Origin of the sequence: Vibrio hepatarius (assembly GCF_018860525.1) — a bacterium.
Taxonomy (GTDB): Bacteria; Pseudomonadota; Gammaproteobacteria; order Enterobacterales; family Vibrionaceae; genus Vibrio; species Vibrio hepatarius_B.
Window position 1 is genome coordinate 74,119 of sequence record NZ_JAHKPM010000042.1, and the last position, 13,724, is coordinate 87,842.

Genomic DNA, 13,724 nt, shown 5'->3' on the forward strand with positions numbered 1-13,724 from the left:
TGGCATCAGTATAGAGGAATATAACCCATTCACGGCTTAAGACTTGTTTGGGTAACCAAAAACATCATTGCCGTTTTGTGATATACCGGTTTGAGGCTCGATGATGTCCCAATGTTCGACGATAAGCCCATCACTATTAAAGCGGAAGATATCGATATATCCTGTCCCTAAATCTCCTTTTTTATTAAGATCTATTTGCTTAGAGTGGATAAGGACCATATCGCCCATAGCAATGGTTTTGGCTATTTCAGTCTCAAATTTGGCATCTTTTTTATGTAAGTAATCTAAGTAGCCCAGCAGAGCGTCTCTACCATCAGGTACTTCAGGGTTGTGCTGAATATAGGTTTCGTTAGAGACATATTTTTTCACAGCGATTTTATTGGCTGGATTGTCAAAGGTTTTTAATACCGAAATGGCTCTTTTCCTATTACGTTCAATGTTTTGAGTATTATCGTAAATATTGGCATCTGGCCCTTGGTACATAGTGTTTTTATTAGCTGATAAAGCAGGGATTTTCTGGTAGTGATCCCAATGTTCGACTAGCTTACCATTCTCTTCTCGCCAGATATCAACATAGACATATTGTGCGTTGTCAGAAGTGGTCCATACGGAGTGAATAGCGACATAAGGGCCCTCAGAGATCGTACGATAAATATCGATTGTAACATTAGGATCTGCAGTTAATTCACCGGCTATGGCTTTCATTAATTCAACTGGGCCATCACCGTAAGCAGGGGCATGTTGAATATAAGAGTGACCAATGTATTTTTGAAAGTTGTTAAGGTTACGGTAAATCAGTACATCTTGGTAAAAGCCTTCGGCAAGCTTTTTGACTTGGCTCGTTTGTTTATCAATGGTGCTGAGATCAGCAAAGCTTGGGGTTGTGAGTAGACATATCGCGAATCCGATAACAGCAGACTTAATAGACATTATATATACCTCTCTGAATGGTTCTTATTGAGAATTCACATGTTATCGATGCAGATTCATCAGATATACAGGGAGTTAACCATAGGTACTATGAAGAAAATCGATGATTTAGGATGTGTTATGAACCCTATTGTATTAAATTTTTAAACCAAGCGTGACGTTGTGACTGCTTGTTCCGGCTGTGCCAAACTTTAACAATATTGAAAGGTGAGTAATTAAAAGGTAAGGGCACCTGCTTAAATTCGTGAAAGATAGTAGTGGATAAACGAGAAGGCATGCTTACTATGATGTTTGTGTCTCTTATCAAAGAGGCAACGGCAGAAAAGCTTGGGGCACTGGCAACAACTTTTCTTTGCATCCCATATTCTTGCAATATGGTATCAATTTCGGTGTAATGAATATTCTCATACGCCATAATTGCATGAGGCTTAGCGCAGTATTGCTCAATGGTTGTTGGTGGTGTTTGTTTCTTCGGGTTATAAAAGCAGACTTCTTGGTCGGAGAGAAGTGTCGTTTGAATTAAATCCGACTCATTACTATTTAATTCGGGAGTGAGTACCAAGTCAACGTCACCAGATCGTAATAGTGATGCCCATTTAAGTTGTGTTCGAGCAGGGGCGATATGTAAATAGCTTAATGGAGCTTGTGTTTGGAACTGCTCAAACATAGGTTTGAGCACCGTCTCAATTTCGTAGTCATTAGCAGCAACCGCGAAACCTTTTTTATCCAAAGATGGATCGTAGTGCTTAGAGCTTGAAAACTCTTGCATGGCAAGGATAAGCGCTCTTGCTTGCCCAATCAGCTCGTTGGCCTTTGGTGTAGGGGCGATACTACGGCCACACGCAACGAACAACTCATCTTTAACAATTTTACGTAATTGATTTAGCCCATGGCTCACTGTGGATTGAGTAACGCCCATGGTCACTGCCGCTTTGGTAACCGATTGGTGTTCATAAACGCAAATAAACATACGTAGCAAACGGCCGTCGAGTGACGAGTAATCGAAAGTATTCATAAGTATCATTCACATCGCATGAAGCATTGATAACTTTGGTTATAGCACGTTTTCCATAAACCAGACAAGTAACATGGTGAAGCTAATAACTATATGATCTTAGATTAGTTTTTAGTCCTTTGCATAAAGTAATTAATGCCGTCCGGCTAGGTATAAAAATTTATGCTTACTTGATATATTATCTGTTAATTAGCCTTAGGCTAGATTGCATATAATTTAAGGGTAATCAATGCTTAAACGGTTCAATGGGTTTGTAGTTTGAATCTAAGGTTGCGGGTTTGACATACCAAAGCGAACTGAGTGATAAAACATAGAAGTTATATGACCAATAAAGGAGGGTTCGGACCCTTCTTTATGGCATTTATGTATGATGTGATTTAAATTATTGTCTATTGACGAATTTTTCAGCTTTTGCAAATAGTGTGTCGCACTTTTTTTTCTGCTTGATATATTCTTCACTGCCTTCGCTCATAGCATCAAGAAATTCTTTAGCTTTTTGATATTCTTCGACCATTAGGGCAAACCGTTCTTCAAAATCGGTTTTGCGCATTTTTTTTCCTGTCTTTTTTACTGGCTTTCTCATGTATTTCTCATTCTATAGGTCCCATAGGTTTTTCTGCTCGCGTTCTAACAGAATCCGTTCGATCTTTTTTCTTATCTCATGAATGTTATCCGGACGTTCATCTTTGATTTGATTTTCGACTTTGGCTGGTTTCGAATTACGACAAGTTGATTTTTTTTTCAAAGTTTAACCTCCTTTATTTGATGAAATTGAAAAAGTACCTAAGACCATACCTTGTGAATTTATAATCTTCCCCAATTTTTCAGTCTCACAAAATGAGAAACTCAAATCAAAAAAACTGGTATTTATTCTGGGGAGGATATGGCGTGTTAATACGTCACTGTTTAGTTGATTTATGGTCGCTGACCACGAGGATTTACTGTGATAAAGAAAGAATTTAATTTTATACAATTATATTTTTATCTTGGCTGTTTTTTGTTCACGCAAAACATAATACCAGTATATTTTTCTATGGGTTCTTCGAGCCATAGTTCTCCTTAATAAAATGACAAATCGAGACCTTACCCTAACTAGGAAGTAGGTAAGATCTCGTTAAAAAAGGTTACAATACTGTAACGTTACCCGCTTGCGGGCCTTTAGCACCTTGCTCAACACTAAAAGACACCTTCTGGCCTTCAGCTAGTGTTTTGAAACCGTCGCTTGTAATAGATCTAAAGTGAACAAATAGATCAGCACTGCCGTTATCTGGAGTGATAAATCCAAAGCCTTTTGATTCGTTAAACCATTTTACTAGACCAGTTGTATTATTTGACATGTATATCTCGATAGATTGATTAAGTTAAAAAGAAAGCTACTAAATAAGGAAGTAATAAGAAGGTATCGCAGGATAGAAATGACGAATCAAATCGAAAGATAACTGTGAAGATCTTGAACTAAACATATTATAAATAGCTCGCCGTTTGAGCTGGGGATTACTATACACCATATGATAACAATAGATATAAGTTTTTGGTGTTATTTTTTTTAATCTTAAAAATCATGTGCTTAGTCTTAATTTTGGCAGTTGTAAGTATATGGTTTTATAAACACCGATGCATTTTCATATGAGGAATGACGATAAAAATTCTGTTAGATTATGACTCTATATGTATAATCAACCCAATGATATTTAACACTTTTGATGATTTGAAGCGCTGTTTTCTAGTAGGAAACTAAAGAATTGGTAACAGTATGACTAATTGTATTATTTTTGATTTTGATGGGACATTAGTTGATAGTGAGTATATAAACAACTACGCATTGAAATCAATGTTCCAACAGTATGACGTATACTATGATGTGCATGATTCAGTTCAACGCTATAAAGGTTTTAAATTAGCAAGAATTATTGCTGAGGTCGAAAAAGATAATGGAATTAAGGTCGAAAAAGATTTTGTCGATCAATATCGAGCATTAGTGGAAGCGTACTATAACGAGTACCTTGAGCCAATGCCACAGGTTATTTGTACCTTAGAAGCAACAGAACTGCCGGTATGTATTGCTTCTAGTGCTCCCAAGAAAAAGATACTCCACGGTTTGGAAGTTACAGGGTTGTCTGGCTATTTCAATCAACAAGCAGTGTTCAGTTCTTATGAGATCAATAGCTGGAAACCAGAGCCTAAGATTTTTTACATGCCGCTTCATCAATGGGGTTCAATGCTGAAAACTGTTTGGTGGTTGATGATGCAGACATTGGTATTAGGGCAGCATTGGCGGCTAATATGAGGGCGTGTTACTACAGCCTTGATGGGCAAAAGTCTTTTGACAATAATGTGGTTTCAATTTCACATATGCCGGATCTGCTAAAGGTTCTCTGCTAATTTATTTATGGTACTCTTTCTATTGCAGTGAAGTCAGGACTTGGTGTTATAAACGCTAGCCGTAATATCATTATAAATAACAACGCGCTTAAATATACACTCGTTCACGTTCTCTGACTGTTCAAGGCTTTCGAGGTTGCTATTTCTGTAGGGCTCAATACTATCTTTGTAATTACATTTCAATTAGATAGTAGTAATGTCATTGGCACGAGTCGATAGTTTGGTCAAGAAACTAGATCTTAAACCGCATCCTGAAGGTGGTTATTTTAGTGAGTATTATCGTTCAAAAGAAGTTCTAAAATGTCCGCCGGAGAGGTTTCATGGTGAGCATGTTTTTAAGACATCGATATATTATCTCTTGCAGCAAGGCAATGTATCGATGTTTCATCGGCTCAAACAGGATGAGCTTTGGCATCATTATACGGGAAGCAGTGTTGTGATACATATTCTTGACCCTGAGTATGGCTACCAGCAACTGATTCTTGGCTGTGCCCTTGAAGATTGTCAAGCTGAGTATCAAATACTGGTTGAACAAAATGTGTGGTTTGCAGCGGAAGTTAAAGATAAATCTCACTTTTCTTTGGTAGGATGCACAACTTCGCCGGGTTTTGATTTCTCTGATTGGGAGCTGGCCAATACAGAACATTTGGCTAGAGAATTCCCTGAGCAAGAAGCACTAATATCACGAATTATGCTATCTACTTGAGTTTATTCATCGCCAAGAAAAAACCCGCACAATGGGCAGACTGTGCGGGTAAAGAAGGGCAACAATTTATTTTTCTCGTTTGGAGGTTGTTGGTTAAATGTCCATATCCAAACTGTTAGAAAGTATCCGTGACTCTGTATGATTACTTTGTATCAGTGTTACCAACATTAAACAAAGTAACACTTATGTTACTTTTCTTTAAATGATAAAAATGAAAATATAAATTTCATTTATGAAATAAATATCTTATAGACAAGTTCCAATAAGCATTTAATCTGTCGACATTTCGTCCAGATTTTCTGCGAAAAATACAGCTATAATTTTTTTTGAATTACTGAAAACAAAGGCGAAGATTGATACTGTATCGGGTCTGGCTCACCTTTTTCTTGTGCTTTCCAATAATCCCATCCGACGGATTTTTGGGCGCCGAGCTCATAATTCATTCCGTCCCATCCATCTTCTCTAAAGCTATAGAAAGCCCAATGAAGATTGTTTTTATCTAAAGCGGTTATCACATCATCTAAGTATGTTGCGCAATTGTTGAGTTTTCGAACGCAGCCAAATTCACCAGCTATGAGCCTGTTCGTGGGAATACTATGCTGATTGGCCCAATTTACGGGGTTATTGAGGTGTTGTTGCACGGCTTTGGCATCCCAAATTTTGTTGAGTTTATCTGCAAAAGGAACCTGCCCAGGGTAAATGTAGGGCTCATTTCTGTTTAGATTATGAGAACTAGTTGCTTGATAGGGCTCATACATATGAAAACTGTACAAAACTTTTTTATCATTGAGTGCTTTGTCCCAGTAGTTGAAACTATCCGCAGCAGCATACCAGCCGGCATCAACCATAATAGGGGTAACAGGGTCGACTTTTCTTATCGCTTCTATGACTTTTTCATAGAAAAGTGGTAAATCATGACTTCCACCTTTATTGATCTTGTACCAAGCTTGCATTTCTTCAGTAGAGGCGTGCTCTTTTAATCCAGCCTTCTTTTCTGGAGCTGGTTCGTTAATGATATTGTAAGCTACGATATGGGGATTATTTTTTAGCTCTTTGGCGAGATCTACCCAAAAAGCGATAGCTCTGTCCCAATTATCTTGGTTTTCGAATAAGCGACCATCAAAACGTCGACCATTGTTTTGTGACCAGCGCATGAAGGGCAGTGATAAAGGAGAGACAACAACTTTGAGGCCAGCTTGTCCTGCCTTATTTATTTCATTGATGAGTTTATTGAGATCTTGCTTTATCAGTCCTTGATAGTTATCCGCATTTCCAATTAGGAAGTCACGATGGTCAGATTGCCATTTATCATAGGCTAGACGGACCCAAGTCGCATTGTAAGCCTTAAGATCTGGGTACAACGTTGGCATTGCCGGCATGCGGTTGAATACATTCGCGCCATGCTGTGGTGTGTCCCAGAAATGAATCAGATCGGCTGCGCTGGTAATCTGAGTGGTTAGACAACTTAATGAAAGGGTTATTGTTGCTATGTAGTATTTGGGCATGAATGAACCATAGAGGATTGTTTGCAATAGACTAATAATAACGAGCTGATGTCGAGCTTTGTCTCTTATTTGTCACTATTGCTCTATGGTTTATTCATATTCAGATCTTAGCAAAAGGGAAATTAGTTTATTACATCCTTCTTCTCGTTCACAAATGGCGAAAAGGGTATGGCCACTCGTTGTATGTAATCAATCTTAATTCCTTGCTGGTATTCGAATAAAGACACTGAAGCGCTGAGGTGTTTTGCTCCTTCATATTGATATGTAGGTTGAGGAACAGGAGCAATATGTTTTTGAATGGGGATTTTACTATCTAACATTATATAGTTGTTATCAAACCACTGCCAAGCTGCAACAGCTTGGCTACAGCCTTTGACTGTTTTTGGAAATGAGATACTGATAATGTCTGCAGTGCTATCGTAGGTAAGCCAACTTTTATTGTCCGGTATGGCGATGAGCAACGGAAAAAATTGATCATTAATACGAAGTTGATAAACTCCAGTACTTGGTTTTATCAGCATCTCTTTTGTCTCAATCTCTTGATAAGCAATCTGTTTAGGTAATTTAGTCTTCAGAAGCCTAGTTGAAGATGGAGCAATGAGCTCGACGATGCTGTCAGTCTTTGTGTTTTCGGCTGAAAGTTTAATTTGGAAGCCTTGTGATGATAACCCTGAGCGGCGAATAAAGGCGATACTAATGTTCGCAGTAACAGGTCCGGCATGATTGACAAGTTTCTGACCACATGACGTTTGGCTGAGAATCTCTTGCTTAACCGCAAGCCAATATCCACTCTCAATATTCTCGCGACTTAGGGCCAGAATAAGCTCTTGCCACGCGAGCTTTGGCTGGTGATTGATTAATGCTTGGTACACGGCTTGGAATGATGTATCTGTAAACCAGCTAGCTTGTACAAAATGAGGTTGGCATAGTGTATAGAGAATGAAAAGCAGCTTATATTTCATCAAAACGCCTCATGAAGTCGGTATCCAACCCCCCGGTGGGTTTCAATGTTGAGCACAGGTAGCTTTTGTCTTAGACGCAGAATATGATTGTCGACTGTTCGAGTGCTCGGAAAGGCTTGATAACCCCAGACTTTGTTGAGTAACTCATCTCGATGAAAGACGCGGCCTTGATTTTGTATTAGTAACACCAACAATTTAAATTCTTTAGGTTTAAGAGAAACGGTTTGGTTATCAAAGACAGCATCACGCTTCGCAAGGCGAATTTCTATGCCAGCATAACAAATAGAGCTGTCGCCAAGAGGCCTAAGTTGGCTTGCAATTCTGGCTAAGAGTTCTTGGTGTGAAAAGGGCTTAGTAACATAATCCTTAGCTCCACTTAATAAACCTTCTATCTTTTGCTGCGTATCGATTTTAGCTGTTAGAATTATGACGGGGAGCGCTTTAAGTAATAGCCAGCTGGTAAGGTGCTTTAGGCTGTCACCGTCATTCAGTTGCCTGTCGAGGATGACTAAATCTGCTTTGAACCAATGTTTCTCTACCTCGCTAGATTTTTGAACCCATGAACACTTATAGTTATGAGATTCAAACAGAGAAACTAAACCTTGACCAAGTAATTCGTCATCTTCAATCAATAATAGAGTTTTCATAGTGGGATTTCCAAAGTACAGCGAGTTGGACGACGGCGGATTTTCAGCTGGCCACCTATAAGTGTAATTAAGTGACGGATAATACTTAAGCCCATGCCCATATTGTCAGTACTAGGCTTTACAATGGAGGCGGCCATTAGTTGTGAGAGTGTTGAAGGAAAAACACCTTGATCAGATACTGTGAGCTTTAGTTTGTCAGTCAAAGTAACGCAGACAGTAACTTCTCCTTTTCCATGCTGTTTGGCATTTATAATCAGGTTATCCATACATATTGAAAGCCAGTAGAAGGGAAGGGTGACTTCTTTATCTTGGTTGAGTTGATAACTTAAGTTATGTTTCTCGCATAAATGATCTAGCCAATCACTTATGTAGGCAGTTTGTTCCATCAACTGATGTGAACTGTGCGTACTTAGATACACTTTGCTGTTTTCCGTAAGTTGGGCCAACCTTTGGTGATCGGAAATCAGTCGCCAGACTGCTTGTTGAGTTTCTTCCTTTAATAGGTCGAATTGATTGCGTAGCATGTCAATGGTCAAGCCTAAGCTGGTGATAGGAGTGCGTAATTCGTGTGTAAGAAGCTGCAATATAAAGCGTTTCTCTCTATTTTGTTGCCTCTTCATGTACAAGCTTCTTCCGAATAAAAGCAGCAGCGAGAGTGTTATGCTAACCAATATAAAACGCTTTAGTACCAAGCTATTAGTCTCCTGACTGATGCACAAGTTATTATACCGTAATTCACAATTAGGTCCCGATAAGCGGATATTTAATTCTTTGGCAACAGGGTGCCATTTTATATTTGGTACGGCTTTCCAGCCTTGTTCACCACTTAACCATAGTGTTTCTTCTTCCATCCATGCTCGATAACCATTAAGCAGAGTTTCTCTTCCTTTAACTGAAAGTAGTGATAGTTGTTTGTTCAGTGGATGCTTTGGGTCACTAATTGTAAGATAACGCAAAAAATCACCAGTGGTTTTTTGTTCTGGATGTTTAGATAGATAACGTTCGGCAAAGCTTCCACCTGCTGGGTGTATCGGTGAATGAGTTGAGAACCATGTTTCATCAAGAGATTGGTTATGGCATAGCGCTAACTCAAATTCGACGGCTGTTTTGAGGTGTGGCTGGGTAGGTTTATTAACTTGGCAATCTTGTGCAATCTGATACAAGATTTGGATATCGCCCCAGCTATAGTTTTCAAAATCAGGATAGCGGGCACTTTCGCTAAGTAGTTTCTGTGGAAAGTGGCTTAACTCTTGCGAATTGACTACTAGAGGTGCGATCTGCCAAGTACGCTGAAAAAAAGATTGCCACTTTTTTTGGATGTTTGTTGCATGGGAGGCCCAAGGAAGCGCAGTAATGAAAAAAATCACCAATGGGTAAATCTTCATCCTTGTACTCAATTTGTGGAAAGTCATCATGATTATATTGAATACAGGCATTAAATTGTAACTTATATGTCAACAATAGCTGAAAGATTATTCCTGTAATCAAGTTAACTCATTTACGATACTAATGCAGGTCAAAGTTATTACGATTCAAAAAAGCTGTCGAGTGGAGGCTCGACAGCTGGATGGAGTTTCAACTAAATCACTATTTTGGCGTTTCGTCTATGGACTATTGGTACTGACTCTTTATTTTGTCTAGCTCGCCAGATTGAGCGATTTGGTCTAGCCCTTTTTGTAACTTGTTGACGTATTCATCTGGTGTATCAGGGCTAAGGCTATAGAAGAGTTGCCCTTCGCTGAGAACATATGCAACATTAAATTTGCTAGGATCAACGTTTGCAGATTTCATTAAGTAGGTTGCTACACTTTGCTCGTAGGCCAACATATCTATTCGCCCTGCAGCAAGTTGCTTTATTAATAGTTCTGCACCTGGTGAAACCTTCATAGCAGATGCCGGAACGCCCGCTTTCTTCAGAAGAGCTTCTCCCACATCATCTCTAACCACACCAATTTTATATTTGCTTAGCTCTGAAGCATCACTGATAGTGACATTCTTACTGGAGAAGATGACAACCTTAGTGGCAATAATCGGCCCAACCCACTTAAACTTGGACTCTCTTTCTTCGGTTCTTGTGGTAGCAAACAGTGCTACTTTAGGACCTTTGAGCGCGGCGTCATAACCGCGAGCCCATGGCTGGAGTTTGATATTACTTCGTGATACTGGTTCACCGACAGCTTTAGTTGCTGCCTCCAAGACATCCACTGAAAGCCCCTTGAGCTCTTTGTTTTCATGATAATTAAAAGGAGGGTAGGATTCGGTGATATAACTAAGATCATTTAGGTTGTTTGCAAAAATAGATGTGGAAAAAAATATACAGACAAGCAGCAAAACTCTCATGGTTGAACCTCATTTAGTAGTTTATACACAATGCAGTATAGTTGCTTTTTTTAAAATCAAGTGTGGGTATAAGCATTCGATGGTAAATTAAGAGAGAAGGTTATTCATATTTCCAAGAATTACCCGTTTATTGTTTATATTGTCTAAAAGGGTTTCGATTTAGCCCCCGCATATCGTTTTATACCGACTCGATAGTATCAGGACACTAACGTCTATATTTATTAAAAATGTTACCTAGATGGTCTTTTAGGCTCATTTTTGACAAAATTGGGCCAATTACAAAGACTTGGTTCATAATTATACCATGCTCCAATTAAATAGGACTGAAAGTGAGGGGTTGGAGAATTTGGCTGGTAGTTTACACTCCAGCGTTAGCATGGGCTGGGTTATCACTTCTTGAGTCCACTTGGTGGGTAGAAAATATTGTTTCCTACCCGGGGCTATTTTTGGTGCTTTATGCACTGATCGCACTTTTGATGATCTTGGGGCAAAGATGGGCACCTAGTGCGATATGCATTGTATTGGCCGGTGCTTTTGGACTAATGTCACCCAAGCCTCATGAACATTTAGTCGCGCAATGTACAAATTCTATATCAATCATTCAATATAATCTTCATTACGAAAACCCCAGTATTAATTCGTTTGTTAATTACTTAATGACTAAACCAGCAGACTTAATAGTGATGCAAGAAGTGGCTCCAGAAGTAGGAGAAAAACTGCAACTTTTAAATGATATATACCCTTATTTCTATGGTGGGCAGGAGGGAGTTGGATACCCTTCAAGCCAAATGATTCTGAGTGTTTCGCCATTAAAAAATATGTCGGTGTTTAAAACGCCAGATTCGCAAAGTATTATTCGAGGAACTTGGCACCCAAATCGGCAAGCGCCTATTTCTTTAATTGTTGCACACCCTCCATCCCCTCGGACTGAAGAGCTGTGGTACAGACGCAATGCGTTAATAAAAACGGTGGAGTCTTTGCTTGCTGTTTACCCCAGTGAAGAAGCGCTTGTGATTGGTGATTTCAATCTGTCTGCCACTAGCTTACGCTTTGCTCAAATGCTCCCAACATTTCAGAAAGCGCCCGTTGCAAGCTGGCCTAATTGGATTGCCTCATTTCGCCCTCCAACAGCGTCTATGATTGCGATTGATCACCTTTGGTTGCAATCAGTCAATGCCGGTAGGAAAATCTGTCAACGACATAGTTTATCTGTATTATCTGGCTCAGATCACCTCGTCGTTAAGACCGATATTGGTTATTAAAGTATTCTGACCTCTAGTACAGTGAGACTAAAGGCCAGTTTACTGAAATAGTTATTCAGCTACTCCACCTTGTGTTAGTTTGGCCGGGTCAAGTAAACGTTCTAAGGTTGTACGGTCGAGGTCGGTCTCTTGTTCTGCTACATCGATAATAGCATGCCCTTGTTGGTATGCTTTTTTGGCGATATCTGCTGCTTTTAAATAGCCGATTACTGGGTTTAATGCTGTTACAAGGATTGGGTTTTTGGCCAAGGCTATTTGTAAATTGTCTTCACGCACAGTGAAGGTAGAAATGGCTTTATCTGCTAGAGCGATAGAACTGTTGGTAAGTAACTCAATACTTTCTAATATATTATGTGCGATAACAGGGAGCATGACATTAAGCTGGAAATTGCCCGATTGACCAGCGATAGTAATGGCTGTGTCATTACCTATTATTTGTGCAGCTGCCATCGCTGCAGCTTCTGGAATCACGGGGTTTACTTTACCAGGCATTATTGATGAGCCTGGTTGCAATCCCTGAAGTTCAATTTCTCCTAATCCTGCTAATGGGCCAGAGTTCATCCAACGGAGATCATTGGATATTTTCATTACAGCGACCGCGGCAGTTTTTAGCTGTCCTGAAAGTGCAACTAAAGCATCTTGACTGCTGAGGTTATAGAAGAAGTTTTTACTGGATGTGAATTGTAATCGAGTCGCTTGAGAGACATTATCTACAAACGTATTCGCAAACCTTGGATCCGCGTTAATACCGGTTCCTACAGCTGTACCACCTTGTGCGAGGGCTTTAACATTAATTAGGCTTTGTTCAATCCCATGTTTTGCCTGCTCAATTTGAAATTGCCAAGCTCCAAGCTCCTGGTCGAAGGTAACAGGCATAGCATCCATTAGGTGAGTTCGACCAGTTTTAGTAAGATGCCCAACTTCATTTCGTTTACTTTTTAGTACCGTAATAAAGTGATTTAATGCTGGGATAAGCTGCTTTTCGACAGTTAATGCGCTGCTAAGTTGAATGGCGGTTGGAATAACATCATTACTACTTTGCCCCATGTTAACATGGTCATTTGGGTTAACGTCTCCGCCAAGAATCTTGCTCGCCAATGTTGCGATAACTTCATTGGCGTTCATGTTAGAACTAGTCCCTGAGCCAGTTTGAAATACATCAATAGGAAAATGTTCATGGTGCTGACCATCAATAATACACTGTGAGGCTTCTTCGATAGCATTGGCAATATCGCCTTCCATCAAACCCAGCTGCGCGTTGGTAAGCGCTGCAGCCTGTTTGATAAATGCTAATGATTGGATAAATGCAGTCGGCATGGTGTGTTTGCTGAAATGAAAATTGTCCATGGCACGCTGCGTTTGCGCTTGATAAAGTGCTTGTGCAGGCACTTTTACCTCGCCCATGCTATCTTTTTCAATGCGAAACTCTGATGTAGAGGAAGTTTGAGTCATGAGATGTCCTTTTTTATTTAATCGAGTGGCATTCGAATACGTTGCAACTTTTGTTGTAGTTGTAAAAACCTGGTATCCCCGTCTTCCCGTTGCAGGTAAAAACGTTTTAAACATAGAAGAGGAGTATGAATTGCATCTAAACATACTCGGCGAAATGTTCTACTTCTTAATGGGTCTTGAATCGCCCCAATTAAATGGAAATACACTTGCCGCAAGTAGAGTTCACAAAGCAAAGCGTTTTCATGTTCAGTTCCCTGCTCGTATAACGATGATAAGGTCATTGCTGAGTGAATATACTCATGAACGATATCTGGCTCAAATCCGTGAGGAGTGTAGTTATCAACGAACTTGTCTTGTGCTTTGAAAAATGCATTGTATAGCGCTTTATGTGAATCCATACTGACCTCTGGCTTTTGGTAATGATAATTATTATCGTTTTATTGGTTGTAATCAACCTTGTTTGTAATATCTATATCACAGAGTGGCCTTGAGCACATTTGGTTGGGTCATAACGCTTTAATAA

At 39.6% G+C, this 13,724-nt stretch carries 14 protein-coding genes; 3 read left to right on the top strand and 11 right to left on the bottom strand.

The window, feature by feature from the left end; translation table 11 throughout:
• Nucleotides 1–36 precede the first annotated feature (36 nt).
• The 4 genes from KO511_RS12245 to cspE all read right to left on the bottom strand — a co-directional run bounded on the left by KO511_RS12245 (nt 37) and on the right by cspE (nt 3,282).
• Nucleotides 37–930 carry a nuclear transport factor 2 family protein gene (locus tag KO511_RS12245; RefSeq protein ID WP_215987705.1) on the bottom strand — a complete coding sequence of 298 codons (894 nt, stop codon included), beginning with the start codon at nt 928–930 and terminating at the stop codon, nt 37–39.
• 127 nt (nt 931–1,057) lie between these two features.
• Nucleotides 1,058–1,945, bottom strand: a complete 888-nt coding sequence (locus KO511_RS12250) for a LysR family transcriptional regulator (RefSeq protein WP_252724347.1) — start codon at nt 1,943–1,945, stop codon at nt 1,058–1,060.
• Nucleotides 1,946–2,327: 382 nt separating this feature from the next.
• A complete protein-coding gene (locus tag KO511_RS12255) occupies nt 2,328–2,528 on the bottom strand; it encodes a hypothetical protein (RefSeq protein WP_215987706.1) in 201 nt (66 codons plus the stop codon).
• A gap of 541 nt (nt 2,529–3,069) precedes the next feature.
• Nucleotides 3,070–3,282, bottom strand: coding sequence for a transcription antiterminator/RNA stability regulator CspE (gene cspE / locus KO511_RS12260; RefSeq protein WP_215987707.1), 213 nt, complete (start codon nt 3,280–3,282; stop codon nt 3,070–3,072).
• A gap of 416 nt (nt 3,283–3,698) precedes the next feature.
• Between cspE and KO511_RS12265 the strand changes: the two genes are divergently transcribed.
• Both KO511_RS12265 and KO511_RS12270 read left to right on the top strand, forming a co-directional pair.
• On the top strand, nt 3,699–4,232 hold the full coding sequence (locus tag KO511_RS12265; protein ID WP_215987708.1) for an HAD hydrolase-like protein: 534 nt from the start codon (nt 3,699–3,701) through the stop codon (nt 4,230–4,232).
• Between the two features lie 291 nt (nt 4,233–4,523).
• The gene (locus KO511_RS12270) at nt 4,524–5,033 is read left to right on the top strand and encodes a cupin domain-containing protein (RefSeq protein WP_215987709.1); all 510 of its coding nucleotides are present in this window, start codon (nt 4,524–4,526) and stop codon (nt 5,031–5,033) included.
• Nucleotides 5,034–5,347: 314 nt separating this feature from the next.
• Here KO511_RS12270 and KO511_RS12275 read toward each other — a convergent pair whose 3' ends face one another.
• From KO511_RS12275 to KO511_RS12295, 5 genes are all read right to left on the bottom strand, one after another.
• Nucleotides 5,348–6,538, bottom strand: coding sequence for a glycoside hydrolase family 5 protein (locus tag KO511_RS12275; protein ID WP_215987710.1), 1,191 nt, complete (start codon nt 6,536–6,538; stop codon nt 5,348–5,350).
• A gap of 122 nt (nt 6,539–6,660) precedes the next feature.
• Nucleotides 6,661–7,500: a DUF2861 family protein gene (locus KO511_RS12280; protein ID WP_215987711.1), complete on the bottom strand. Its 840-nt coding sequence runs from the start codon at nt 7,498–7,500 to the stop codon at nt 6,661–6,663.
• Nucleotides 7,500–8,147 (bottom strand): response regulator transcription factor, encoded by a 648-nt coding sequence (locus KO511_RS12285; RefSeq protein WP_171360990.1) that lies wholly within the window; start codon nt 8,145–8,147, stop codon nt 7,500–7,502. Before KO511_RS12285 ends, KO511_RS12280 begins: the two co-directional genes overlap by 1 nt.
• A complete protein-coding gene (locus tag KO511_RS12290; RefSeq protein WP_215987712.1) occupies nt 8,144–9,532 on the bottom strand; it encodes an ATP-binding protein in 1,389 nt (462 codons plus the stop codon). The genes KO511_RS12285 and KO511_RS12290 overlap by 4 nt, the downstream gene beginning before the upstream one ends.
• Nucleotides 9,533–9,758: 226 nt before the next feature.
• Complete coding sequence (locus KO511_RS12295) at nt 9,759–10,487, bottom strand: substrate-binding periplasmic protein (protein WP_125322651.1); 729 nt, start codon at nt 10,485–10,487, stop codon at nt 9,759–9,761.
• A gap of 329 nt (nt 10,488–10,816) precedes the next feature.
• Here KO511_RS12295 and KO511_RS12300 point away from each other — a divergent pair, with 329 nt between their 5' ends.
• Nucleotides 10,817–11,749: an endonuclease/exonuclease/phosphatase family protein gene (locus KO511_RS12300; protein WP_215987713.1), complete on the top strand. Its 933-nt coding sequence runs from the start codon at nt 10,817–10,819 to the stop codon at nt 11,747–11,749.
• Between the two features lie 51 nt (nt 11,750–11,800).
• On the opposite strand, the gene KO511_RS12305 is transcribed toward KO511_RS12300, so the two are convergent.
• On the bottom strand, nt 11,801–13,201 hold the full coding sequence (locus tag KO511_RS12305; RefSeq protein ID WP_215987714.1) for a class II fumarate hydratase: 1,401 nt from the start codon (nt 13,199–13,201) through the stop codon (nt 11,801–11,803).
• A gap of 17 nt (nt 13,202–13,218) precedes the next feature.
• Nucleotides 13,219–13,599 (bottom strand): hypothetical protein, encoded by a 381-nt coding sequence (locus KO511_RS12310; protein WP_215987715.1) that lies wholly within the window; start codon nt 13,597–13,599, stop codon nt 13,219–13,221.
• Nucleotides 13,600–13,724: the final 125 nt, after the last annotated feature.